This window comes from Paenibacillus sp. yr247 (assembly GCF_900103825.1).
Taxonomy (GTDB): Bacteria; Bacillota; Bacilli; order Paenibacillales; family NBRC-103111; genus Paenibacillus_E.
This window is the reverse complement of sequence record NZ_FNIF01000001.1, coordinates 571,096-594,431: the sequence shown is the minus strand read 5'-3', so window position 1 is coordinate 594,431 and position 23,336 is coordinate 571,096. Positions and strand designations below refer to the sequence as shown.

Below are 23,336 nucleotides of genomic sequence, written 5' to 3'. Positions count from 1 at the left end.
AGGAATGACCTCGTTTAGAGGTTTGTTTTGATTAAGATTGTGTAACGGAGTTACGGTAAATAATTTCATGCGGCAGAATAACTTGCATGTTATCCGTTGACTCTTTGTTCATCAACTTCGTTAGAAGACGCATCGACACTGCGCCGATATCATACATCGGTTGAGCAACTGTCGTTAATGTCGGTCTAACCATTGAGGCCATACGAATATTGTCCACACTAATCACTGCGATATCTTGCGGTACTTTGAGTCCATTATCTTGAATCGTATGAATGGCGCCAATCGCCATCTCGTCTGTAGCCGAGAAAATCGCCGTCGGTCTAGGTGAAAGCTCCAAGAAATATTTCACAGCGTCAACACTAGACTCATAACGATAGTTCCCAATGCGAACATATTCATCACGTAGTGGAATACCAGCTGTATCTAATGCTTTTTTGTAGCCTTGGTACCTTGCGAATCCATTAGCAGGATCCTGCAAAGTTCCAGATATCATCGCGATGTCACGATGACCGGCTGCGATTAACACATTAACAGCATCGAAAGCCGCTTTCTCATGATCGATATCAACGGATGCCATCGTTTGGTTCTCGTCCATTGTCCCGCATAGAACGACTGGAACGGAAGATGTACGGAAAGCCTGGATATGATCCTCTGTTACTACGCCACCCATGAAGAGCAGCCCATCGACTTGCTTCTCAAGCAAGGTGTTAATAACACGTATTTCTTTTTCCTTCTTCTTGTCAGCATTACTCAAAATAATATTGTAATGGTACATATTCGCAATATCTTCAATCCCACGTGCCACTTCAGCAAAGATCGAATTAGAAATATCGGGAATGACGACACCCACAGTTGTCGTCTTCTTACTTGCCAAACCTCTTGCTACCGCATTTGGGCGATAACCGAGCCGTTCAATGGCTTCAAAAACCTTCTTGCGTGTTTGAGGCTTCACGTTAGGATTGTTGTTTACAACCCTAGAAACGGTTGCCATCGAAACTCCTGCTTCTCTAGCTACATCATAAATGGTTACGGTCACGGTTACTCTCTCCATTTTCAAAAGTATTCTGCGAGCCTAGTATATTACCGTTATGATACGACAAATTAATCCATCTTGCAATGAAAAATGAAAATACTTTGAAAATTTTTTCATTTTATTTTCAAAACTTAGTCAAAATATGTACAAAAGCCAATCCGCAAGGGATTGGCCGCATGCTGCTTATGTCGAGATTGCGCTCTGTGTGATTTGAGACAACCGTTTGCGAATTTCTTCGGTCCATGGTTCGTCACCCAGTGATTGTGCTAGCAATAAGATGTCCAAAAGCTCATTGATTCGTTCTTCAACGATCTTCTCCATGGAATCATTCATATGCTCTTTCTCCGTTACTTTCAACAGCAGAAAAGCAATTTCGGAAAGTTCATGGAAAAAGAGCTGCTGTTTCTCAGGCTTACTCCCCAGCCTGCCGATTAAACCGGTAAGCTCGGGTTTGACATGAGGAACTACCTCACTTCGACCACACGCTTCACATGAATAAATAGGTACATTCTCAATATCGACTTTGTTCTGATAAATAACCGTACGCAGACGAAGGTTCATCGTGCGTCCGCACTTACAATACTTTTGCATTCTAACACTCCTTCACTGGCAGGGGGCATGTACATGAGTTGCTTGTACTATGATATTCTACGATCGTAATCGATTTCCTGCCGAGTGATGAGTAGTAGTTTTTGCCACCTATGGAAGCAGAATGTTACTTTTCCTGTTGATTGTTATATTGAATAAGCTCATCCACAAACCGCTTGGAGAATGCGGGTAGATCTGGTGGACGACGCCCAGAAATGATATTGCGATCGACAACCACTTCTTCATCTAACCATGTTGCTCCCGCATTTTCGAGATCGTCCCGAATGCCCGGTGTCGACGTCATTGTATACCCATTTACAATTTTCGCTGAGATCAGCACCCAACCTGCATGGCATATTTGAGCAATCGGCTTAACCGCGGCGTGAAATTCCTGGGTTAGACGAATTACGTCAGGATAACGGCGAAGTTTATCAGGCGCCCAACCTCCTGGAACGTAAAGACCGATGTAATCGGATGACTTTACTTCATCGAAGGCATATTCAGTCGTAATTGGCACGCCATATTTACCGTGATACACGGTTTTAGCTTTAGGACCTACAATATCCACAACGACCCCGGATTCACGCAAGCGTAAAACGGGATACCACATTTCCAAGTCTTCAAACTCTTCATCCACAAAAGCCAATACTTTCGTTCCTGTCAATTCCAAGCTAATTTCCTCCTACGATAGACTCGGTTTGTTCAGTTTGAGCAAGTAAAGCTATGATTTCATCGCTTGTTTTGCAATCTAGAATTTCAATGACTAACTGTTTGCATTTCTTTGCTTCACTGCTTAATAAACGGTGTTTCACTTGCAAAAGTGTTTGTACGGAAATGCTTAATTCTTCAATTCCCAGACCTAACCATATCGGTAATGCTCGAATATCACCCGCCATTTCACCACAAACGCCTACGGGAATTCCAACACGTTTGGCCGAGTCGATCACATGCTTGAGAAGCCTAATGACTGCCGGATGATAAGGGTTATATAAGTGCGCGATGTTCTCATTCATCCTGTCCACAGCTAAAACATATTGAACAAGATCGTTCGTTCCAATGCTCATAAAATTCACTTCACTTGCGAGAATATCCGCAATGAGTGCCGCAGCCGGAACTTCAATCGTTAGTCCTACTTCAATATTAGCATTATAGGGTATGCCTTGTGCACTCAACTCCGTCTTCGCCTTCTCAAGCAGAGCTTTGGCTTGACGCACCTCATCCAATGAAGTGACCATAGGATACATGATTTTTACGTTACCGTAATGACTCGCCCTTAGAATCGCTTTAAGCTGTGTCATAAATAGGTCTTTACGGTCCAAAGAGATCCGAATAGCCCGATACCCCAGAAATGGATTATCTTCTTTCGCAAGCGGCAAATAATCCAGCTTTTTATCTCCGCCGATATCCAATGTTCGGATGACAATAGGACGACCTTTGAGCTGCTTGGCTGCGTGACGATACACTTCAAACTGCTCGTCTTCACCAGGCAGCGAATCACGGTCCATGTATAAATACTCCGTACGGAATAAGCCCACCCCGGAAGCACCGTTGCGCAGCACCTGATCAATCTCCAGCACCGAATTGATGTTGGCATGCAGATTCACATAGCTATTATCCAGTGTTACAGGAGCAACGTCAGCTATTTCTTGCAAACTCTCTTTGAATTCAAGCCAATTCTTTTTGCGTGCTTGATAACGCTCTATCGTTGTCTTGTCTGGATTGATGTACAATGTACCCTCTTGCCCATCAATAATCAGGAAATCACCGTTCTGAATGGGTCTAAGGAGTTTTCCTTCCAAGCCCAACACATAGGGCACAGACATCGCTCTTGCCATTATCGAGACGTGCGAATGCGTACCACCGAGAATCGTCAGCAGACCCAGAACCTTAGTTGGATCCAAATGAGCCAATTGAGATGGCGTAAGCTCCTTGGCGACTAATATGTACGGATGATCGATGGGCGGTACCGTTGAGCTTGTATCTCCGAGCAAATGCTTTAGCAGTCTGTTGCCGACATCCTTAATATCAAGTGCCCGTTCCTTCATGTACTCGTCGTCAATCATATTGAACATGCTGACAAATTTATCGATGACTTCTTTTACAGCCACTTCAGCCGCTTTGTACTGCAGCTCAATGATCCCTTGAATTTCATTCATAAAAATAGGATCTTCCAAAATCGCCAAATGGGCATCAAAAATATAGGCTTGATCTTGTCCAACAACTTCCTTAATCTCCTGCTTGATTAGCTCAAGCTCATCTTTAGAAGATCGAATGCCGTCATATAAACGTTCAAATTCATAAGCCAAGTCTGTTACGTCAATCATTTTCTCAGGAAAATCCCACTCCCAGGTAGGAATGACAAAAGCCTGACCCATCGCAATTCCTGAAGACGCGCCTATCCCTCTGATCATCCGTTCGTCCCCCCCGTAGATTTAGTAGGCTTTAAGACAACGGACATCACAGAACCTTGTCCCTTTTTGACAGGTTTGAATGGAGCAAAGCTCCAAGACTTAACAAGATCCGGATTCGTAATAATCATCGGTGTCGCCATGGATGAAGCAAATTTTTTGACTTTATTAATATTAAATTTAACGAGTAATTGCCCTGGTTCCACGCGATCGCCTTCTTTCACCACCGCATTAAAACATTTACCCGGCAAACTAGACGTATCGATACCAATGTGCAGTAGGACTTCCAAACCTTCATCGGTTAAGATACCAAGTGCATGCATGGTCGGATAAATGTGCATAATGGTCCCTGCCACGGGAGAAACCAGTTCCCCTTTTTCAGGGATAAAAGCAACACCATTACCCACCAAACGCGAAGCAAAGATGCGATCGGGTACTTCCTCAATTGGAATCATACGACCCTGCATGGGCGAAGTAAACAGCACAACATGAATGTCTTTGCGCAGTACTTTCATAATCTCTTCACGAATCAGCTCTGAGAATGTTCCGAACACGACCTGAACATTGCCTCCTCCAAGACGGATGACGCCTGCTGCTCCTAAGTGTCGTAATGCCGTGATGTCCATCGAACGATCATTGACAAGCGTAAGTCGCAATCTGGTGATGCAGGCTTCAATCTTCTTAATATTGTCTTTCCCACCGAGTGCTTGCAAGATTAGGGGAGACCGATATGGAATATCGCCCGCCCACTCTTCAAGTGAAGAGCCTTCTTCCCTACCTGGTGTAGGAATCTGGAACCGCCGAATAGCCCAGCGAAACAAGAAATAATATAAAAACCCATAAACCAAACCAATGGGGATCAATAATAATCCGTTATGCGACAAGTGCAAATTAATAACGTAATCAATGGCACCGGCCGAATAAGAAAAACCATGATGAATATTTAACACATAAGCCAGCCACATGGCCACTCCAGACAAAATGGCATGAATGACGAATAAATAAGGTGCAACAAAGAGAAAGGCAAATTCAATAGGCTCAGTGACACCTGTTAAAAAAGAAGCAAGAGCTGCCGTCAGAAAAGTCGCCTTAATCTTCGGCTTCAAATCCTCTCGTGCTTCCCCGATAATCGCAAAAGCGATCGCAGGCAGGGCAAACATCATGATAGGATACAATCCGGCCATATACGTACCTGCCGTAGGATCCCCAGCGAAAAACCTAGGTAAATCACCGTAAACTATATGGTCCGTTGGCGTTTGATATGCACCTACTTGGAACCAGAAAAAGTTATTTAAAATATGATGCAAACCCGATGGAACGAGCAACCGATGAGCGATTCCATAAACAAACGCACCTATGCCGCCTAGACCAAGCAGCCAGCTTGATAACTTGCCCATCCCCATTTCTAAATAGGGACCAATAGCAATCATGATATAAGACACGACTAGCGTGGACAGCCCCATGATAAGCGGTACTATGCGAGGACCACCGAAAAATTGTATGTATTCCGGGAGCTTTATCTCCTTACATCGATGATAAATAATTGCAGCCAGTAAGCCGATTAAAATTCCGCCTGATACACCCAGTTGAAATTGGGAGCCTAAAGCATGTTCTATGAGTCTCGTGAACATAAAATAGCCCAGCATGGCTGATAGACCAGCAATACCAGCACTCTCTGTAAGGCCTAGCGCCACACCAACAGCGAAAATAATTGGTATATAGTCGAAGACCGTATTCCCTGCCAGCAGCAGCATTTCCCCGAAGTTGGATGCGTGAATAGCATCCCAAGGTAGATCCCCCAGACGAAGCAGCACAGCAGCAATAGGAAGCGCAATGGTAGGCAGCATTAATGAGCGGCCAAGCTGTTGTAAGTTCCCCATCCAGTTCAAACGTAGGCTACCTCCTTAGAGTTTTCGAAGAAAACTTACATTGTAAGCATAAGCCTCTCTTATCAAATCGTATAGCTTGTTTGCCAGTTTGTCAAAACAAAATAAGCAGGTCGAATATCGACCTGCCAATGACGTCTGCCAATCGTTCCCTCGATTAGTACGAGGAATTATTTCCGAATTGCTGCCCCATGCCTGAATTATTAAATCCCTGGTTATAAGTAGATTGGATGCTTTGCTGTTGGATTCCTTGATGTTGCATCCCTTGTTGTTGCATGCCTTGTTGTTGAATTCCTTGCTGCGCTCCATAGGCAGACTGGAAGGATTGCTGAGAAGGTGATGAGGAATCACTGTGTTTATAAGCATCATGCCCTGGTTGATTCCCGCGATAGTTTGCCGTATGGAAAGAATTCGGTGAAACATTAGATTGTCCATATGGCTGATTCGTTTGTACCGAACTGCTGAATTGACTAGACATAGATGGCTGTTGGGCGGCTGAATTTCCATATGGCTGCGACTGGTTAGAACCGAATTGGTTGTTCATCCCCTTATAGGAAGAATAACCGCTTTGGAAGTTTGATTGTTGCTGCTGAGAAGGTTGATTTCCGCGATAATTCGCAGTGTGAAAAGACTCGGTGGAAGCAGCTTGATTGAACCCTTTACCCGACTGCCAAGCGTTTGGTTGATTATAGAAAGACTGCACTAATCCAACAGGTTGGTACTTTTGGTAACCCTGATTTTGCGCATTGATACCTTGATATTGCGCATTAGCACCCTGATAGCCTTGTGAAGTCTGAGCACCTTGGGAAGCATTTCCAAAAGATGACGCTCCATAGCTGTTGTTATTGCTGTACATGTGTAAATCCTCCTTAACATTCATATTATTGGGCGCCTTTTTTGGAGCCTTTTTTATTCTCTCCGCTTGTTCGTTTTTTATTTATGGAAGCCAATGGGTGTTCTATGAAACAAGATAGCATACATTCTATACACATAAATTGTCTATGGATAATCGGATATGCCATAATCCTCTTGTACTTCAATCTCTTTCTAGGAGGAGTTACTAATATGGGATACGATGTGATTATTATTGGAGCAGGTCCGGCTGGGGCGAGTGCAGCCTTATTTACAGCCAAAGCAGGTAAAAAGACGCTTGTTATCGACAGTGATCAAAGCGTGACCAAACGAGCGTGGGTTGAGAATCATTATGGTGTAGATGGGATAACGGGTCCTGATTTAGTCGAAATCGGAAAGAAACAAGCAGCTAAATTCGGTACTGAATTGGTACAAGGCAAAGCAACACAATTGAATAAATCCGACGAAGGCTTCCAAGTGACAACTGATACAGGCACCTATGAAGGTAAACATGTTATTCTCGCAACAGGACTATCTGTAGAACTTGCTGAAGTTTCAGGCATCAAGACCAAACCTGGTACCGAACCTCGCATCAAAACCGTTGTAGATACAGACGCACAAGGCATACTAGCCTTAAAGGTGTTTGGGCGGCAGGAACTGTAGCTGGTGTGAGTATGCATACAATAGTCACTTCCGGAGATGGCGCCAAAGTTGCAATTAATGTAGTAAGTGAATTAAATGGTTCCCGCTACGTAGATCATGATGTATTAAAAGCATAGTCTCTTACATAAACAAAACCGCTTATCTCTTACCTAATGGTAGAAGATACGCGGTTTTTAGTTTTGCCTAATCAGCGAAAAAATTAGTTGTTTCTAGGATTTAGAATCGCATCTTCCACTTTAATACAGCGATCCATAATGACTTCTAACCCAGCTTCTTTGGCAATTCGGCCTGCTTCCTCATTTACAATATCTAGCTGGAGCCAGAAGACCTTGGCCTTAATTTTAGCAGCTTCTTCGGCGATGGGAACAACTTGATCCGCACGACGAAATACATTAACGATGTCCACTGGCTCAGGAATGTCGGATAAAGACGCATAGGACTTCTCGCCCAAAATCTCCGTGGCGTTCGGATTGACAGGAATGATACGGTATCCTCTGCTCTGCATAGCCGCGGCAACCATATAAGAGGTACGATCGGGTTTATCGGACAAACCCACTACAGCAATATTACCGACATTGGCTAGGATGTCCTTAAGGTGCTCTCTAGACGGATTTTCAAAAGTCATGTGTTTACCTCCTATTTTTTTAAGTAAGTGAGGCCTTGTTTCCCCATCGCGGACCAACTGTCGATAAACTGAGCTTTGTTCACCTGCACTTGCTTTGTCCCGCTTAAAGGGTCATTCAAGTATACATTATTCTCATCATATCCTACCAATAATACCGCATGTTCGGCAAATGTTGTCTTAAGAAGCCCCTGAGGTGTATCCCAAGTCACCCATTTATAAGGGATGTTAAAATCAATCGTTGTCCAAACGATAACCGGAATGTTATGGGCAATCTGTTGTTCATACATCTCGAAAGACTCGCCCGTGATATCAATTGCCTGAGGGATATATGTCTTCAGCAGTGGGAAAAGACCAGAATGATAAATGCCGAAGCCTCTTTGTTTTCGGGTAACATCACCAACGAAGCCTGTGTTAGGATTTCCCCAAAAAGCAATTGAACCGTCCGCATTTAGGGTGACAGGTGTGTCATCCTTGTGCATTTCGGCAGCAAGTTCTATTTTATTTTTCGTGATACCCTGATAATGCAGAAGCATCGTTAAACTAGTGATCTCACACCCTGCAGGCAGTTCGGGCAATTGGGCAAAGATAGGCGCATCAATCATTGCTGATTTTTTCATCTGGATATCCGGCCGCGGAGAAGGAACATCTGTTGCTTTCACTGGTGCCGTTGGCTTAGCGACGAAAACCGTAGAGCTAGATGCGAATAAGGCCGGTTCTTTACCGGTCGCTTTGGCATACAGCAATACAGCGAATACACTGCTTACAAACACAAGTCCTGCAATGAGGAATAAACCAAACGTCACCTTTAATCCCTGCCAAATAATCATCATGCTGGCTCACCCGTTCGTTGTTTTGAGGATCTATTACTCACTCACAAGTTCAACCTGAGCACCGATGGAACGCAAATGGTCAAAGTACTGCGGGTAAGATTTGGCTACATGATGGGCATCATGAATAATCAAACCCTTCTCGGAACGAAGACCAACAACCGTTAAAGCCATAATGACACGATGATCGAAATGCGCATTAATTTCAACACCGCCTGTGACACCTTGCGGTTTACCGTGTACAATAATTTCACTTTGACGTTCTTCGACATCAGCGCCGGCTTTACGCAGTTCGTTCAAATAATCAGTGATTCGGTCGCACTCTTTATAACGAAGATTTTCAACATTATAGAAGCGAGAAGTGCCTTCTGCAAATACCGCTGCAGCAACCATCGCAAGCACAGCATCTGTGAAGTGATCGCCGTCGAACTCACCAGCGATCAACTTCTGGTTGCCTCGCACATGCACAACACCATTATCATGTGTCAAATTAACACCCATTGCACGCAAGACATCCACGCAAGCCTTCTCACCTTGCTTGCTGTTCTCATCAAGTCGAAGAACGCGTACATCCGAATTCGTTACAGCAGCGGCTGCCAGAATCGCTGCAGAGCCCGGGTAATCCCCTTGAATCACATATTCTTTGGCCTGATAGGATTGTCTACCTGGAATACGGTAGTGCATTAGGTCGTCGCTGACGTGAACAATAATACCCGCCTGTTCTAATACTTCCAATGTTTGACCCACAATGATTTTAGATTTCAAATCGTGAAGCACTTCAATTTCGCTATCCTCTTCGAGAAGAGGTGTCATAAATAAGAGAGAACTCAAGAACTGTGAGCTGACATTACCGGAAACGGTAAGTTTGCCACCGCGCGGTTGCCCCCCTTTAATCGTTATCGGCAGACGGCCATTAGAATGTTGTACTTCCACGCCCATTTGCTGCAAAGTATTAATTAAATCATCATGCGGACGCTTGCCAAGTGATTCCGGATACGTGTTTACGAATGTTAAATTGGGACAAAAAGCAGCTGTAGACATTAAAAAGCGAAGTACAGCACCGGCATTTCCTACATTCAGCTCCGAAACATGCTTGGGATGCTTACCAAAACCTGTAATAACGATTTTTTCATCATCTTCTTCAATTATTGCGCCCAAATCGCGGACACAACGTCTCATCGCGTCGCTATCTTCACTATGAGCTGGGTAATAGATCGTGCTTGTCCCATCCGCAAGTGCACCGATCAGCAAGTAGCGGGTTGTATAATTTTTGGATGACAGTGCGTTGATTTCCCCTTGTAGGTGGGCGGTCGGTTTCACGATGGCTTTCATATAGTTGATATCTCCTTCGTAAGTGTTTATATGTAATATCCGATGAAGGTTAATAGAATTCCACCGGTATAACTAAGCATTGTGTACATCATCCAAGCTTGCCATTGTCCAGCGCGGAGCAGCTTAACACTCTCGAGATTCAATGTCGAAAAAGTGGTGAAAGCCCCCATAAAGCCCGTGCCTATCAACAACTTCCAATTATCAAAAGCATGATATTTCATCAGAAGTCCAAGCAAAAAACACCCCGAAAGATTTATTGTCAGTGTACCATACGGAATAGAACTTGGGAATCTTCTTGCGATGTAATTCCCGAGCTTAAAACGACTTATTGCACCGAAAAACCCCCCAAAACTTACCAGGCAAATCGACCATAACCAAGTGATCATGAAGGATGAATACCCCCTCGAATAGACTCACCTATTCGGACGCCAATCCAAGTAAAGCCAAGCCCGCCCCATAAACTGCCTAAGACATAGAGAGCTGCAAGGATAAGATGACCCTGGTTTAACATGTTCACAGTTTCATAGCTAAACGTAGAGAAAGTAGTAAAAGACCCTATAAACCCCGTAGTTATGGGTAATTGTAGTCTAGTAGGTATGTTTAGCTTGTAAGCAAACATAATAAATCCAAGTAATAGGCAGCCGGCTAAATTACAAAATAAAGTACCCCAAGGAAAAACGGCAGCTGTATTAGGATTCCACAAGATAGAAAGCCCAAATCGGGCAAGTGCGCCTAATATTCCGGCTATACCAATGTAAATCATGGTTACGCAACTCCTATTAATAACCGTTTGTTTGACATCTTCACTTTTTGTTTCTATCATTACTTGTAAAGGGGCTTCTTCCCAACATTTCAAGCATGGAGGTCCTACAATGGATACGATATTACCATCCGAAATTAAGCAAAGACTAAGCCGCGGCGAAAAGCTAACGATTATCGACGTTCGCGAAGATGAAGAAGTGGCTGCCGGTATGCTACCAGGAGCTATCCATATCCCTTTAGCTCTATTGCCAGATCGCCTCAGCGAAATCCCGCAAGCTGAGGAAGTTATCCTTGTGTGCCGCAGCGGTAACCGCAGTAGTCGGGCACTTGGCTATTTGGAAGCTCAAGGCTACAAAGGTCTTAAAAACATGACAGGCGGCATGCTGGAATGGGAGGACTAAGCTCTCAGCTTGTCCCCTCCCCCCTAAAGCTCAGCTTGTTGGATAATCAATGCTACAATTTGGTCTGTAGTTAGTTCAGTCGTATCAATCACCGTATGTGCGAAATCATAAGATGACTTTCGTTCTTCAAGCAGTAGGTGAACACGCTCTTCCAAATTCCCCTGCAGTAGGGGACGGCTGGTATCGCTGCTCACTCTCTGTATAATCATCTCTGGTGAAGCTTTCAGTGCCACGACAAAGCCATTTTGAAGCATACAGGCTCGGTTACACTCAGCCAGCACGGCACCCCCGCCTGTAGCCACGACTTGCCCCTTACGAATTAATATATGTTCAAGCACCTTGCTCTCCAAAGCGCGAAAGTGCGATTCACCGTGAATACGAAACAAGTCAGAGATGCTTGTCTGCTGCTCTTCTTCAAGGGCGGCATCCGAATCTTGGAAGGTCCAGCCCAGACGTTCAGCCAACTTCTGCCCAACGGTTGATTTGCCTGTCCCCATAAAACCTACAAGTACAATGTTGCTTGCTGTCACGAAAATCCCCTTTTCTCATATGATGTTATACAAACTTTCCCAACATCATACCATAGCCGTATAGACATGAATACAATCCACCAAAAAATCATATAGTAGTGTGAATAAATTCCAGCTTGAACAGTTATGATTTATGAGAGACCCTATACCGACAAGGAGAGATGTAACTTTGAACCCAACTATTGCCTACACAAACCGCACACAAGGCAAACTGGAGCAAATCTTACACCCAAGTTATACGCTTTGCAAAGAGGATGTTGTTTGGATTCTGGAGTTTATTAAGAAAAAAGTGGCTGAAGAAGACCCGCGTATGCAGGATCTTGCTCAACCACGTTTATTAAGAAATTTCCGCTATTTTGCCGAAGTCTCCTTGATGCTCATTCACAGACGAAACGGCTTTGATCAAGAGGCCGATCGTTTGAAAATGTGGCTTCGCGAAGCGGCATATGGTTTACAGGAAGAGATGTGATGCCTCCCTCTTAGTTTTCCATCCAATTAAAATGGAAGGAACCTTCTTTATCCACACGTTGGAAGGTATGAGCTCCAAAATAATCTCGCTGCGCTTGCAGCAGGTTAGCCGGTAATCTTTCGGTACGGTAACTATCGTAGTAAGCGAGTGCCGATGCGAATGAGGGAACAGCAATACCCCGAGAAACCGCTTCTGCAATAACTTGTCTCCATGATTGTTGATAATTATCAACTACACCTGTGAAGTAAGAATCAAGCAGCAGGTTTTTGAGTTCAGGATCGCGGTCATACGCGTCCATAATATTTTGAAGGAATCTAGCACGAATGATACAGCCGCCACGGAAGATCATAGCGATGCTGCCATATTTCAGATTCCAGTTATATTCTTCGGAAGCTGCTCTCATTTGAGCAAAGCCTTGCGCATAAGAACAAATTTTACTTGCATAAAGCGCTTGGCGAACAGCCTCAATGAACGCTTGGCGATCACCTGTAAAGGCTGGAGCATCAGGTCCTTTGAGCACTTTGCTAGCCGCTACGCGTTCTTCCTTCATCGCAGAAATGAAACGGGCGAATACGGATTCCGTAATGATGGAAAGCGGTACGCCAAGGTCCAGAGCACTTTGACTGGTCCATTTTCCTGTCCCTTTTTGACCAGCGGAATCCAGAATAACGTCAACCATCGGTTTGCCGGTTTCAGGGTCATATTTCGTGAAAATATCACGTGTAATTTCGATCAAGTAGCTATCGAGCTCGCCATTGTTCCACTCTGTGAAGATTTCATGAAGCTCTTCTGTGCTTACATTCAGAACATCCTTCAGCAGTTGGTAAGCTTCACAAATAAGCTGCATGTCGCCATACTCAATGCCGTTATGCACCATTTTCACGTAGTGCCCAGCGCCATCAGGTCCGATATAGGTGCAGCAAGCATCGTCGCCAACTTTGGCCGAAATCGCCGTAAGAATTGGCTCAACGAGTTTATAAGCGTCTTCTTGTCCGCCTGGCATAATCGCCGGGCCTTTCAGTGCGCCTTCTTCTCCGCCAGATACACCCGTCCCAACGAAACGAATGCCATGAGCTTCTAGTTCTTTGTTACGGCGCTGCGTATCTGGGAAGAACGCGTTGCCCCCATCAATCAAGATATCGCCTTTATCCAAATGAGGCAGCAGTTGGTTGATCGTATCGTCCGTAGGACCGCCTGCTTTAACCATAATCAAAATTTTACGTGGAACTTCAAGCGATTGCACAAATTCTTCAACACTGTATGTACCTACTAATTGTTTGCCTGTGGCTTCTTGTAGAAGCTCTTTTGTTTTTTCGGCAGAACGGTTAAATACGGATACAGTGAATCCTCTGCTCTCGATGTTTAAAGCCAAGTTTTTACCCATTACAGCAAGTCCGACTACACCAATCTGTTGTTTAGACACGTCTCTCATACACCCTTCCGATAAATAAATATTTAAATTGTCATCGCGCCAAAACCGCCATCCACTCTTAAAACAGAACCTGTAACGAAGCTAGAAGCTTGTTCAGAAGCAAGAAACACAGCAGCACCCTGGAGCTCAGATGCTTCACCGAATCGATTCATTGGCGTATGACGCATAATGGACTCGACACGTTCCGGCGACAAAATCTTACGATTCTGCTCGGCTGGAAAAAACCCCGGAATAATCGCGTTGACACGCACACGGCTCGTAGCGAATTCACGGGCTAGGTTCTGCGTGATGTTATTGACAGCTGCTTTGGAAGCTGAGTAAGTGAATACCCGAGAAAGCGGTGGATCTGACGAAACGGATGAAATATTAATAATGCTTCCTCCCTCGCCTCGATCAACCATATATTTCCCAAATACTTGGCAGGCTAACACGACGCTTTTTAAATTAACCTCCATAATAGAATCCCATTCTTCCATGGAAATGTCAAAGAAAGGCGTGGCGCTATTTTTACCTGGGCAATTCATAAGAATATCCGCACCGCCAGACCAAGCGATCACTTCTTTGAGAACAAGCTCCAAATCTTCACGTCTTGTTGCATCGGCTTGAAACGTATTTGCTTTCCCTCCGATGGCTTCGATGCTCTGACGAACCTGGTCACTTTTCTCTTGATTGCGACCGACGATGGCTACTTTCGCCCCATGTCCGGCCAGGGCAAGAGCCATAGAGCCTCCAAGTGTACTGTTGCCGCCTATAATCACTGCTGTTTTACCTGTAAGATCGAATAAATTCACTGTCTTCATCCCCTCTAACATTTGCTTGGCAAACTTCATTGAAAGAGCTAAAGCTTATTATGATTGAGGGCTCCGTAGGTGCTGTCCTTGAAAGGCGGTAATCGCATCGAATTGATCTTTTAGCTGATGATATACGCTTGTATAAATAGCTGTCAATTGTTGATAGATACGATAATCGCTTTCATTTACCTCGTGAGCCATTCCTACCTGAATCCAATTGTGTGCATGGGATAAGTCTTCAATCTCCCCCATGGCGAGCAGACCAAGCAAAGCTGCCCCGATCCCTGAGCTCTCAATCGAGTCGGGTACGGTCACGGATGTGCCGAGCATATCCGTCATCATCTGGCGCCAAAACGTGGATCTGGCAAAACCACCAGATGCACGAATCACTGTAGCAGGTCCCATGATCCGCTCCAAAGAAGCAGCAACGGCTTGAATGGAAAACATGACGCCTTCGAGCGCTGCACGAATCATGTGCTTCTTCTGATGGCTAAGTGAAAGCCCAAAGTAAACGCCGCGCGCGTTCGCGTTCCAGTATGGCGCGCGTTCCCCTGAGAGCAGCGGCAGGAACAGCAGGCCCTCAGAACCAGCCCCCACTTGTGACGCTAACTCCGTCAAATAATCATAGGGATCAATCCCTTGGCGGCGCGCTTCTTCTGCCTCCGCAGTAGCGACCTGATCTCTCACCCAACGGAAAACAATGCCGCCGTTGTTGATAGGTCCACCGACGACCCAGAAGTTTTCTGTGAGCGCATAGCAGAACAGCCTGCCTTCAGGGTCGGTTTGCGGCTTGGTGACGACGCTGCGTACGGCACCGCTGGTGCCAATTGTGACGGCGACGACACCCGGCTCGAAAGCGCCAACGCCGAGATTCGCGAGGACGCCGTCGGACGCGCCGATGATGAACGGCGTGTCCTTGGACAAGCCCATCGCGGAGGCATACTCGGCACTAAGTCCTTCTATGCGATGCGTAGTCGGCACTAGTTCAGAGAGCTGTTCCCGATTCACACCAGCCTGACCAAGTGCATCTTCATCCCAATCGAGATTCTCAAGATTGAATAGCCCTGTTGCACTCGCTAGTGAATGGTCAATAAGGTAACGACCAAACAGCTTCACGAAAACATACTCCTTGATGCCAATGAACTTATATGTTTCCTTCATAAGCCCCGGCTCGTTATCACGGAACCACATCAGCTTGAGCAGCGGAGACATCGGGTGAATCGGTGTGCCTGTCCGCGAATAAATCTGCTGACCTAGACCGCTGCGCTTTAGCTCTTCCGCATAACTCGCACTGCGATTGTCTGCCCAAGTAATACAAGCGGTCAGAGGCTTAGTTTGCTCATCAACGGCAATTAGGCTGTGCATAGCAGAGCTAAAGGAGACGCAGAGCACTTGGTCAGGTATAATTTCGAGCTTGCGAACAACAGCCCCAATCCCCTGCACAACGGCATCGAAAATTTGATCCGGATCTTGCTCGGCTCGATCAACAGTCGGTTTTAAAAGGGGGTATTCGATAGAGTGTGATGCCAGAACCCGCCCATCCCGAGAGATCACGAGCGTCTTGGTGCTTGTTGTACCGATATCCGCCGCAACGATGTAAGGCTTAGAAGCTGATCGTTCTGTCATTTGCTAATATTCCCCTCTGCATCAAATAAAAGCTCATAGGGCTCCGACAGTATTTCAATATCCGGATGCAGACGCGCTGCATCTAACAGATTCACGGAAATCTCAATTTCGCCGAGATGAAGTGTATCTTGAATCCGAACTAACTTGCAGGTCGTGTAATCTAAAATGTTACATGTTTTAACGGCAGCCTTGATGGCGTAGAAATCATTCTCCAACGTTGTTGCGATCTTGGTTGGTGCACAAACGGTTGAAGTTAATCCATTCGCATACGTGAACTCCAAATTCGTTTTATCCACCAGTCTTTGTGTTGTAAAATCAGCCGTGCCTACACCATTTGCGTTTCCCTTTGTTTCAGGGGTTAAATCCAAAACAACCATCTTCGCGACATCTGGACCTCCGTGCGCATAAGGCGTCGGGTAACGCCCCGTTACGTTGGGATCCATGCCGTCTCCGCTAATATTTTTGCCAATGTAATCAATGACTAGCACATCGATCTCGTCGAACAAAATTTTCGGCAGCCGCGATTTCGCTTCAATCAAGAGTTGTTCCTCGCGCACTTCAATCTCAGCTGCAGGCAGCACTTCCACTTGGCACGTCTCGTCATAAGCATTTTCTACGAGCGCTACACCAAACACGATTGGCAGCTTCTTGATCATCAAATTGGCCATTGCCGGCACATTCTCAGCCATATACTTAAAACCAAGCTGGTGACAAGCTTCAGCGCCTTTTTGCTTACCGAGCCCGATCGCGATCATTTTCATGATTCCGCTCTCAATACGCCCACGAAACGCCGTATGAGGCTTCACACGGTTAATGACGACTATGGCATCTGCTTCGGAAGCAATGCGATCGACATAAACGGGCAAGCCGTTAGGCAGCTGGTCAATCTGTACGACTTCCATCGAAGAGCGAATCGGTGCACCCATTGAGGCTTCCGTAATGCCGAAATGCTGCAAAACCTCCGTCTGTCCCTCGGCTGTCGCGCCTCCGTGGCTCCCCATGCAAGGTACGATGAACGGGAATGCACCTCTGTCCTTAATAGCATCAATGGTCGTCTTGGTAAAGCCTGCGATATTAGCGATCCCTCTGCTTCCTACGGCAACAGCAACCTGCTGTCCAGGATGAATGCTTTCCATAACGCCGCTGTTGGCAAGCTTACTCGCTAACTCCAACTCTGGATTTTCCAAAATGGTACGGTCAAACTTCTGGCGAATCTTGACCATTTGTGGAATTGGAATATCCTTTAACAACTCTCTCAGAATGCTCATCGAATAATCCCTCTTTCCTTAAGATGACAGTGAACGCACGGATTCCCGCACGATCAGCTCTGTTTTCAAGAGCAATTGCTCCGTTTCGTGCTGCTTATTTTCTATATTTCCAAGAAGACGTAAAGCACCTTCTTTACTGATTTGTTCGATCGGTCTGCGTACAGTTGTTAAGGCCGGGGTTACGAAAGCAGCGAATACCGTATCATCGAAGCCTACAACCGAAATGTCGTTAGGTACATGCATCCCGGCTTCTGAAACGGCTTTCATTGCTCCAAGTGCCATCTCATCATTACAGCAAAAAACGGCTGTCGGTCTTTCATCCAGCGCAAGAAATTTCTGCATGGCTCTATGGCCGCTTTCAAGATCGTACAGGCCTGGCATACGATAAACTGACGGTATGGTGATTTGAAATTGTTTCATCGCTCTCTCGAATCCGTCTTTCCGATTCTGAGCGGATTTGAATCCTTGACGACCCTCAATCAGAGCAATGCGTGTGTGTCCTTGTTCAATTAAATAAGAGCCTGCTAGGAATGCTCCCTGCTCCTCGTCCGAAAGGACATTCAGCACGCCTGTTGTGGTCACAGGTCGATTCAGTACAACAAGCGGAATACCTTTATTGGCAATGTGATCAATGATGGCCTGATCTTCATCGCTCTGGCTGACAATGATAATCCCGTCGAAGCTCTTCCGAGTAATCGAGTGAAAGCCAGTATAGTCATCAATCCCTTTGACGATTAATTGATATCGATCCTGAATGACCGAGTTGACACCACGAATCGCTTCATAGAAGAAGCCTGCAGAAGTCCCATTACTCAATGTGGTAAAGAAGAGACCCAAGTTATACGAACGATCTAACACCAAGCTTTTGGCACTAAAATTGGGCGAATAATCCATCTGCTCGGCGATGATTCGGATACGCTCCTTCGTTTCCTCCTGTATGAGCGGACTATTGTTGAGCGCTCTGGAAACAGTCGTATGAGATACACCTGCTAGCTTGGCAATATCCTTAATGGTAACGCTCATACCTTCACCTCTATCAGAAGCATAACACATATATGCACACGTTAACAATAGTTTCTTGCGATACAAAAAACCTCCCCTTTCAGGGGATTACTGATGCATGAATCTATGCAAAAAACGCGGGTCCGGTCTTTAATAAACGCAAAAGAGAGTCCGTATATAGATACAGGCTCTCTTCTTATTTAAATCCACTATTCATTTTCACATCTCCAATAAGAGCATTTCTTGTCGCATTTCAATCAGCTTCGTCTTACTCTCCATGATCGCTTTGACATCGCCTGCAGCCATCGCATCATGTAAGGTTGCCAATTCGTAATCGAGCTCCATGCGTAAAATAGGAATTCGCTCATCGGTACGCTTGGATCGTAGCGCTTGCATGACTTCTTCTACTGTCACGGCAGGCTCCTTCTGATACAGCACTTTATGTTCGATGCCGCTAATTTCGACCATACGAATAATTTCCCCGAACATAATATTCTCAATGAGAATTTGCCGATCCTTAAATCTTTTTACTACGGCGTGACCGCGTGTGTCACCAATCAGTTTCTCCATCATTTCAGCGAGCTTCTCATCCTTGAAGGAATAATTGCCTACGATTTTATACTTTTCACCGATTCGTTCAAATTTCAACTTAATGAGCTTGCGTCCTGTACGAATGGAAATGATGAATTGCAGCTCGCTTTCGTTCCAATACAGAGAATAACCTTCCTGAATGAGCGCTTTAATGAAGTTCCGGATTAGCCGGCGATCAAATCGTAACTCTAGGTTGCAATATTCCACTTCATGACTCTTACTCACGGCAATCCCCTCCATAATTTGTGCTTTTTGTTTTATTTAAATATTCAGACAACTTATCTTCTTATCCTTATCTTATTATGAATTCTATGTTTTAGCAACTTGGATTATTGACATTTTTTTAAGGAAAAACGTACAAAAAAAGCTGACGCCTGTTTCAAACCGGCTTCAGCCCTAAATGGAAAGGAAATAGCACCTGCCTATGCAGATCTCACTATTTTAATGCCATCCCCAGAAAAATCCATCGCGCTCCCAAGCCGCTTTGCCGCCATGCAATTTCTTAAATATTTTCTTCACATCTTTGGAAATCGCTTGATTCCCATTTTCATTTACATAGATGAAGGATTCCCCGAAGTGACGGATAATATAGTCAACTGCTTCTTTCTGATGTAAAATTCCCGCGGATTTCAACTGCTCCATCATCCACTCCGCAACTTCATTAGCCGTAACGGCCATTCGCATTCTCTCCTTTATAACTATGATTAATGTGGCCTTGTGCTCGGGCGAGTAATGCCATCGTTCCATTGTAACATAATCACTTTCAAAATATCATTCGGATAGGTACAGGAGCACAATCATTCGAGTATGACTCAATAGCCCATTCATTCTAGAATTAATTCCATATGCTGTCTCTGTAAGACTAAGGAACAGATCTTAACAACGAAAGGGTGATTTGAATGAGTTATGGAGCAGCTGGTGTAGGCGGCGGCGTTGGTTATACGTCTTCCGCAGCAATTTTGGTTCTCTTCATTTTGTTGGTAATTATCTCTAGTGCTTTCGTCATCTAATTCACTTAAAATACGAAAGGGCTGCCTTGCACTGAAGCAGGTAGCCCTTTTATTATTGTTAACCCACCTCAGCATCTCCAGGTTTGAGAATGACCGAACCGACGCCTAGAAGAATCAATGCAAACAATATGAGAACGCCCATGTGCATCCACATCTGGGATAATGACTGCCCTGCCGCCATGCGCTGAATCGCTTCGATTACCCACTTTTGCGGAACGAAGTTCGCAATTTTCTGCATCCAATCCGGCATCAAGCTGATCGGCCAGAAGCAGCCTCCTAACATACAGGTCGGGGTAACAACTAGCGTATTAACCATGCCCACGTACGACGTATTTTTGACCAGACTAGCCACGGCGCTGACGATTCCCATGGATGCTAATAAGAAAAACTCCAAGATAATAAATTGCGACAAAAATGGAAGTCCATACTCATAGTTGGTTACATATCGCGTAACCAACAGGATGACCAGCACCTGCAAAGTCCCAACCATAAAGCTGCCCATGAAATTCCCAAATACAATTTCGATCGAGCGAACAGGGGCTGCGTACGTCCTTGCCATTGTACGTTTACTTGCGATAATGATCCCTTCATCAGAGTCTCGCTGAATCCTTCTGGGATTACAAAAGGCCGCGTTAACTTTTTGCTTCATAACGTCTTCTTTTAACACCGTTTCGGAAGTTTCTTCTTTGAGTCGGTAATCTGGCAGCATAGAAAGCTCCAGTACGATATATGAACCCTATGAACCCATTGATCCCTGATCCATATTGATATAAGCGATATCAACCCGGTGCTCAGGACGATGATCCATTCATTAATGAAAGCTTAAAATTAATTATTGGACTCGACGACGATCTTACAGTGGTTGGAACGTGTACACATGGAGATGAAGCTCTTGCTTTTATCCAAAGCGATGTACAGGTTGACGTAGTCCTCATGGATATTCGGATGCCAATCTGTGACGGTGTACAAGGTACGCTGAAAATCAAGCAGTCTTACCCGGATGTTGTTGTCCTTATTCTGACGACGTTCGACGATGATGAATATATCGTTCAGGCCCTTGCGAAACGGAGCCAGCGGTTATCTTCTCAAGAACATTCCACCGGTTCGGATTATTCAAGGGATCAGCAGTAGACCAAGGCAATCTTCTTATTCATGCCGATATTGCCAAGAAATTGACGACTTCTTTAGTCCTAGTGCCCCTCCTACTATACATACACCCAAATCACTTAGTAACTATGGATTAACAGCAAGTGAGCAAGCCGTTGTAGTGACAATCTCAGAAGGCTTGTCCAATAAGGAAATCGCCCAGGAGCTATTCCTGAGCGAAGGTACGGTAAAGAATTATTTTACAGAAATTCTTAGTAAGCTGAACCTTCGTGATCGAACGCAAATTGCTATTTTTTATTTAAAAAAACAATCAGGCGACATTAGCTAATTATTGACCCTTGTTACCTGAATGTCCTCTTTGGAGGAGCTTCCTACTACATAATCAGGCTGATTATTGCTGCCGTTAATTTGTGTCAGTTTGAGTGTGGTACGATAGAAATGCCCATTCTCCGTAAGCAAATAGCTATAAGTATTCAGCTCGGGCAAAGCATCGACAATAATAGGATTCGACATATAGGGCACTTTGTTGATTTCATAATAGCGGAAACTTTTTACATATTCCTTGATCGCTTTCAGCTTAATTGGATCCTTTTCGCCTGTAATGGCAATAGGTTCATAGTTAGAATAAGATAATTGTGGGGGTTCTTTTCCCCAGGCACTTTTCAGTTCGGCCTCACTTACATAAAGCTCCTCCGAATATTTCTCCTTCGCTTTGCGCAATCCATCTGTGCGGACACCCATTCTCTCAACGTCTGATAAACGGTAATATGTCTGCTCAGTCATGTTCGTCAGAACAGGGTATGTACCGCCAAGGTAATCAAAATACTGGACATATGGATATTGAAACACAATTTCTGTATAATTCGTCCCATTGCCTTCCGTAGGCTGCTGAGGATTTATACGAGAATTAATATAGATTGTTTTAGAGCTTTCCTTCCAATTCACTACGGCTCCTAGGTATGTCCCAAGTTCTTTCACAGGCAAATAACTAGCATTGTTATAAATTAACGGCGGATTGGCCAACTGAACTTGCCGCCCGTCCACAACCACACTGAAATCATTCCTTAGATAGGCATCAACACGCTGAATCAAATCCTGTGCGTAAACGCCCGCTGTAAAACAAGTCCCCATTAAAGTGCCCAGCACCGCGATTTTGGACCATTTTGTCATACTCATAGGTATTAATTCTCCTGTCTTTCCTGATTGATGGTTACCACACATTTCGGCAAAAACCTTTTTTTTCCTGCTTTTATCAACAAAATCGGTCGAATGGCCTATTTCACTCCCTACGAACCTCTTAAACAATTGCGAGAAGACACTATTTGCTTTAGAATAGTTGAAAACGTAATTGAAAAGAGGAATACAAACGATGAGTTTTACTGGATTTACACAGCATGATTTCGATACATTTGCAATAGAAGGCCTAGATGGACGTATGGAAGCCATTCGGGAACGCATTCAGCCCAAATTTAAAGCATTAGGTGATTCACTGGCTCAGGATTTGTCTCTCCTTTCGGGGACCGAAATGTTCCTCCATATCGCTAAACACTTAAGACGCAAAGTAAACCCTCCGGTTGATACTTGGATGGCTATCTGTCCGAATAAACGCGGGTATAAACAGGTGCCTCACTTTCAAGTTGGTCTCTTTGATGATCGTATGTTTATCTGGCTAGCTCTTATCTATGAACTCCCGAATAAAAGTAATATTGCTGCTACTTACATAAAAAATATCGATCGCTTGCAAAAGGAGATTCCCTCCAATTTCGTGCTTTCCTTCGACCATATGAAAAAGGATGTTACCTCCCTGTCGGAATTAGACCGCGGCGGATGGAACGACGCATTGACTCGCTTCCGTGATGTCAAAAAAGCGGAGCTTCTAATCGGCAAAAATCTTAATTTCAAGGATCCAGTACTAGCGAAACCTGCTGAGCTTGAAAAGCTTATTAAACAAACATTCGAGAAACTCATTCCACTTTACCAAATGGCTGTGGACGCCAAGTAGGCCATTTTTATGGAAATTTTTATGTGGGACTAAGGTTCCTTTAAACTAAAATTCACCCCTCCTGCACAGACTAAGTGCTGTAATTCCTAATTTATCGGGAAAGGAGGTATCGCACACTATGAACCATACTT

The 23,336-nt window shown here is 44.7% G+C and carries 25 protein-coding genes and 2 pseudogenes; 6 read left to right on the top strand and 21 right to left on the bottom strand.

Translation table 11 applies throughout. From position 1 onward, the window contains the following. Nucleotides 1–31 precede the first annotated feature (31 nt). The 6 genes from ccpA to BLT91_RS31220 form a co-directional block, all read right to left on the bottom strand. Nucleotides 32–1,036: a catabolite control protein A gene (gene ccpA, locus BLT91_RS02740; protein ID WP_090816316.1), complete on the bottom strand. Its 1,005-nt coding sequence runs from the start codon at nucleotides 1,034–1,036 to the stop codon at nucleotides 32–34. A 180-nt stretch (nucleotides 1,037–1,216) separates the two neighbouring features. After that, nucleotides 1,217–1,624, bottom strand: coding sequence for a hypothetical protein (locus tag BLT91_RS02735; RefSeq protein WP_090816314.1), 408 nt, complete (start codon nucleotides 1,622–1,624; stop codon nucleotides 1,217–1,219). Between the two features lie 124 nt (nucleotides 1,625–1,748). After that, a complete protein-coding gene (locus BLT91_RS02730; protein ID WP_090816312.1) occupies nucleotides 1,749–2,291 on the bottom strand; it encodes a type 1 glutamine amidotransferase domain-containing protein in 543 nt (180 codons plus the stop codon). A gap of 1 nt (nucleotide 2,292) precedes the next feature. Continuing rightward, on the bottom strand, nucleotides 2,293–4,032 hold the full coding sequence (gene ptsP, locus BLT91_RS02725) for a phosphoenolpyruvate--protein phosphotransferase (protein WP_090816310.1): 1,740 nt from the start codon (nucleotides 4,030–4,032) through the stop codon (nucleotides 2,293–2,295). Beyond that, nucleotides 4,029–5,918 (bottom strand): glucose PTS transporter subunit IIA, encoded by a 1,890-nt coding sequence (locus BLT91_RS02720; protein ID WP_090816308.1) that lies wholly within the window; start codon nucleotides 5,916–5,918, stop codon nucleotides 4,029–4,031. Before BLT91_RS02720 ends, ptsP begins: the two co-directional genes overlap by 4 nt. A gap of 154 nt (nucleotides 5,919–6,072) precedes the next feature. Further along, entirely contained in the window at nucleotides 6,073–6,771 is a 699-nt protein-coding gene (locus BLT91_RS31220) for a hypothetical protein (protein WP_175532059.1), read from the bottom strand. Between the two features lie 209 nt (nucleotides 6,772–6,980). On the opposite strand from BLT91_RS31220, the pseudogene BLT91_RS02710 reads away from it, so the two are divergent. Beyond that, nucleotides 6,981–7,546: pseudogene (locus BLT91_RS02710) on the top strand (FAD-dependent oxidoreductase). Nucleotides 7,547–7,629: 83 nt separating this feature from the next. Here the strand turns inward: BLT91_RS02710 and BLT91_RS02705 are convergent. The 5 genes from BLT91_RS02705 to crcB (BLT91_RS02685) are packed head-to-tail and all read right to left on the bottom strand — an operon-like array spanning nucleotide 7,630 to nucleotide 10,977. Beyond that, entirely contained in the window at nucleotides 7,630–8,055 is a 426-nt protein-coding gene (locus BLT91_RS02705; RefSeq protein WP_090816306.1) for a CoA-binding protein, read from the bottom strand. 11 nt (nucleotides 8,056–8,066) lie between these two features. After that, nucleotides 8,067–8,885 (bottom strand): C39 family peptidase, encoded by an 819-nt coding sequence (locus BLT91_RS02700; RefSeq protein ID WP_090816284.1) that lies wholly within the window; start codon nucleotides 8,883–8,885, stop codon nucleotides 8,067–8,069. A gap of 33 nt (nucleotides 8,886–8,918) precedes the next feature. Further along, nucleotides 8,919–10,214, bottom strand: a complete 1,296-nt coding sequence (gene aroA / locus BLT91_RS02695) for a 3-phosphoshikimate 1-carboxyvinyltransferase (RefSeq protein WP_090816282.1) — start codon at nucleotides 10,212–10,214, stop codon at nucleotides 8,919–8,921. A gap of 26 nt (nucleotides 10,215–10,240) precedes the next feature. Further along, complete coding sequence (gene crcB, locus BLT91_RS02690; RefSeq protein WP_090816280.1) at nucleotides 10,241–10,600, bottom strand: fluoride efflux transporter CrcB; 360 nt, start codon at nucleotides 10,598–10,600, stop codon at nucleotides 10,241–10,243. After that, a complete protein-coding gene (gene crcB / locus BLT91_RS02685; protein WP_090816278.1) occupies nucleotides 10,597–10,977 on the bottom strand; it encodes a fluoride efflux transporter CrcB in 381 nt (126 codons plus the stop codon). The genes crcB (BLT91_RS02690) and crcB (BLT91_RS02685) overlap by 4 nt, the downstream gene beginning before the upstream one ends. A 109-nt stretch (nucleotides 10,978–11,086) precedes the next feature. Here crcB (BLT91_RS02685) and BLT91_RS02680 point away from each other — a divergent pair, with 109 nt between their 5' ends. After that, nucleotides 11,087–11,377 carry a rhodanese-like domain-containing protein gene (locus BLT91_RS02680; protein ID WP_090816276.1) on the top strand — a complete coding sequence of 97 codons (291 nt, stop codon included), beginning with the start codon at nucleotides 11,087–11,089 and terminating at the stop codon, nucleotides 11,375–11,377. 23 nt (nucleotides 11,378–11,400) lie between these two features. Here the strand turns inward: BLT91_RS02680 and BLT91_RS02675 are convergent, their stop codons facing one another. Continuing rightward, entirely contained in the window at nucleotides 11,401–11,907 is a 507-nt protein-coding gene (locus tag BLT91_RS02675; RefSeq protein WP_090816274.1) for a shikimate kinase, read from the bottom strand. 169 nt (nucleotides 11,908–12,076) lie between these two features. Here BLT91_RS02675 and BLT91_RS02670 point away from each other — a divergent pair, with 169 nt between their 5' ends. Then, on the top strand, nucleotides 12,077–12,376 hold the full coding sequence (locus tag BLT91_RS02670; protein ID WP_090816273.1) for a hypothetical protein: 300 nt from the start codon (nucleotides 12,077–12,079) through the stop codon (nucleotides 12,374–12,376). 10 nt (nucleotides 12,377–12,386) lie between these two features. On the opposite strand, the gene gndA is transcribed toward BLT91_RS02670, so the two are convergent. The 7 genes from gndA to BLT91_RS02635 all read right to left on the bottom strand — a co-directional run bounded on the left by gndA (nucleotide 12,387) and on the right by BLT91_RS02635 (nucleotide 19,764). Then, on the bottom strand, nucleotides 12,387–13,799 hold the full coding sequence (gene gndA, locus BLT91_RS02665) for an NADP-dependent phosphogluconate dehydrogenase (RefSeq protein ID WP_090817231.1): 1,413 nt from the start codon (nucleotides 13,797–13,799) through the stop codon (nucleotides 12,387–12,389). 32 nt (nucleotides 13,800–13,831) lie between these two features. After that, the gene (locus BLT91_RS02660) at nucleotides 13,832–14,638 is read right to left on the bottom strand and encodes an SDR family oxidoreductase (protein ID WP_254776757.1); all 807 of its coding nucleotides are present in this window, start codon (nucleotides 14,636–14,638) and stop codon (nucleotides 13,832–13,834) included. Nucleotides 14,639–14,656: 18 nt separating this feature from the next. Then, nucleotides 14,657–16,225, bottom strand: coding sequence for a gluconokinase (gntK, locus tag BLT91_RS02655; protein WP_090816271.1), 1,569 nt, complete (start codon nucleotides 16,223–16,225; stop codon nucleotides 14,657–14,659). After that, on the bottom strand, nucleotides 16,222–17,493 hold the full coding sequence (locus tag BLT91_RS02650; protein ID WP_090816269.1) for a nickel pincer cofactor-dependent isomerase, group 22: 1,272 nt from the start codon (nucleotides 17,491–17,493) through the stop codon (nucleotides 16,222–16,224). Before BLT91_RS02650 ends, gntK begins: the two co-directional genes overlap by 4 nt. An 18-nt stretch (nucleotides 17,494–17,511) precedes the next feature. Further along, the gene (locus tag BLT91_RS02645) at nucleotides 17,512–18,516 is read right to left on the bottom strand and encodes a LacI family DNA-binding transcriptional regulator (protein ID WP_090816268.1); all 1,005 of its coding nucleotides are present in this window, start codon (nucleotides 18,514–18,516) and stop codon (nucleotides 17,512–17,514) included. A gap of 198 nt (nucleotides 18,517–18,714) precedes the next feature. Continuing rightward, complete coding sequence (locus tag BLT91_RS02640; RefSeq protein ID WP_090816266.1) at nucleotides 18,715–19,311, bottom strand: hypothetical protein; 597 nt, start codon at nucleotides 19,309–19,311, stop codon at nucleotides 18,715–18,717. A gap of 216 nt (nucleotides 19,312–19,527) precedes the next feature. After that, the gene (locus BLT91_RS02635; protein ID WP_090816264.1) at nucleotides 19,528–19,764 is read right to left on the bottom strand and encodes a DUF6953 family protein; all 237 of its coding nucleotides are present in this window, start codon (nucleotides 19,762–19,764) and stop codon (nucleotides 19,528–19,530) included. Nucleotides 19,765–19,985: 221 nt separating this feature from the next. Here BLT91_RS02635 and BLT91_RS02630 point away from each other — a divergent pair, with 221 nt between their 5' ends. After that, on the top strand, nucleotides 19,986–20,096 hold the full coding sequence (locus BLT91_RS02630) for a YjcZ family sporulation protein (protein ID WP_090816262.1): 111 nt from the start codon (nucleotides 19,986–19,988) through the stop codon (nucleotides 20,094–20,096). A gap of 58 nt (nucleotides 20,097–20,154) precedes the next feature. On the opposite strand, the gene BLT91_RS02625 is transcribed toward BLT91_RS02630, so the two are convergent. Next, on the bottom strand, nucleotides 20,155–20,805 hold the full coding sequence (locus BLT91_RS02625) for an ABC transporter permease (protein WP_090816260.1): 651 nt from the start codon (nucleotides 20,803–20,805) through the stop codon (nucleotides 20,155–20,157). A gap of 101 nt (nucleotides 20,806–20,906) precedes the next feature. Between BLT91_RS02625 and BLT91_RS02620 the strand changes: the two are divergent. Beyond that, nucleotides 20,907–21,531, top strand: a pseudogene (locus BLT91_RS02620) (response regulator). Here BLT91_RS02620 and BLT91_RS02615 read toward each other — a convergent pair. Further along, nucleotides 21,528–22,379, bottom strand: a complete 852-nt coding sequence (locus BLT91_RS02615; RefSeq protein ID WP_090816258.1) for a stalk domain-containing protein — start codon at nucleotides 22,377–22,379, stop codon at nucleotides 21,528–21,530. The pseudogene BLT91_RS02620 and the gene BLT91_RS02615 sit on opposite strands and share 4 nt — an antisense overlap. Before the next feature lie 193 nt (nucleotides 22,380–22,572). Between BLT91_RS02615 and BLT91_RS02610 the strand changes: the two genes are divergently transcribed. After that, complete coding sequence (locus BLT91_RS02610; protein ID WP_090816256.1) at nucleotides 22,573–23,205, top strand: YktB family protein; 633 nt, start codon at nucleotides 22,573–22,575, stop codon at nucleotides 23,203–23,205. Nucleotides 23,206–23,336 lie beyond the last annotated feature (131 nt).

Coding starts and splice junctions, on each gene's coding strand:
- BLT91_RS02735 (WP_090816314.1), bottom strand. CDS start 1,624: ATGCAAAAGTATTGTAAGTGCGGACGCACGATGAACCTTCGTCTGCGT.
- ptsP (WP_090816310.1), bottom strand. CDS start 4,032: ATGATCAGAGGGATAGGCGCGTCTTCAGGAATTGCGATGGGTCAGGCT.
- BLT91_RS31220 (WP_175532059.1), bottom strand. CDS start 6,771: ATGTACAGCAATAACAACAGCTATGGAGCGTCATCTTTTGGAAATGCT.
- BLT91_RS02705 (WP_090816306.1), bottom strand. CDS start 8,055: ATGACTTTTGAAAATCCGTCTAGAGAGCACCTTAAGGACATCCTAGCC.
- BLT91_RS02700 (WP_090816284.1), bottom strand. CDS start 8,885: ATGATGATTATTTGGCAGGGATTAAAGGTGACGTTTGGTTTATTCCTC.
- aroA (WP_090816282.1), bottom strand. CDS start 10,214: ATGAAAGCCATCGTGAAACCGACCGCCCACCTACAAGGGGAAATCAAC.
- crcB (WP_090816280.1), bottom strand. CDS start 10,600: ATGATCACTTGGTTATGGTCGATTTGCCTGGTAAGTTTTGGGGGGTTT.
- crcB (WP_090816278.1), bottom strand. CDS start 10,977: ATGATTTACATTGGTATAGCCGGAATATTAGGCGCACTTGCCCGATTT.
- BLT91_RS02680 (WP_090816276.1), top strand. CDS start 11,087: ATGGATACGATATTACCATCCGAAATTAAGCAAAGACTAAGCCGCGGC.
- BLT91_RS02660 (WP_254776757.1), bottom strand. CDS start 14,638: ATGAAGTTTGCCAAGCAAATGTTAGAGGGGATGAAGACAGTGAATTTA.
- gntK (WP_090816271.1), bottom strand. CDS start 16,225: ATGACAGAACGATCAGCTTCTAAGCCTTACATCGTTGCGGCGGATATC.
- BLT91_RS02650 (WP_090816269.1), bottom strand. CDS start 17,493: ATGAGCATTCTGAGAGAGTTGTTAAAGGATATTCCAATTCCACAAATG.
- BLT91_RS02645 (WP_090816268.1), bottom strand. CDS start 18,516: ATGAGCGTTACCATTAAGGATATTGCCAAGCTAGCAGGTGTATCTCAT.
- BLT91_RS02635 (WP_090816264.1), bottom strand. CDS start 19,764: ATGGCCGTTACGGCTAATGAAGTTGCGGAGTGGATGATGGAGCAGTTG.
- BLT91_RS02630 (WP_090816262.1), top strand. CDS start 19,986: ATGAGTTATGGAGCAGCTGGTGTAGGCGGCGGCGTTGGTTATACGTCT.
- BLT91_RS02625 (WP_090816260.1), bottom strand. CDS start 20,805: ATGCTGCCAGATTACCGACTCAAAGAAGAAACTTCCGAAACGGTGTTA.
- BLT91_RS02615 (WP_090816258.1), bottom strand. CDS start 22,379: ATGAGTATGACAAAATGGTCCAAAATCGCGGTGCTGGGCACTTTAATG.
- BLT91_RS02610 (WP_090816256.1), top strand. CDS start 22,573: ATGAGTTTTACTGGATTTACACAGCATGATTTCGATACATTTGCAATA.